General features: G+C 38.3%; 1 pseudogene. It reads left to right on the forward strand.

Going from position 1 to position 222, the window contains the following annotated elements:
- Positions 1-101 (forward strand): annotated as a pseudogene (locus SORDD16_RS12340) (PspC domain-containing protein); the annotation flags it as partial.
- Positions 102-222: the final 121 nt, after the last annotated feature.

Raw genomic sequence — 222 nt, forward strand, 5'->3', positions numbered from 1 at the left:
TGCCAACTAAGGAAGAAATCGAAGCCGAAATGTACGGAACAGGACCACGCAAACGCAAGGAAGCCGAGGCCATTGATGACAATGATGGACGGTTTTGGTGAGATTTAACAGGAAGTATTTATTATTTGTACTATGTTACTTAAAAGAAGCAGCATAAATGACTGAAAATCCCTTGTGGTTATTTAGCCACAAGGGATTTTGGTATTTAAGTATATTCTTTTC

It is taken from the genome of Streptococcus oralis (genome assembly GCF_001578945.1).
GTDB lineage: Bacteria > Bacillota > Bacilli > Lactobacillales > Streptococcaceae > Streptococcus > Streptococcus oralis_Q.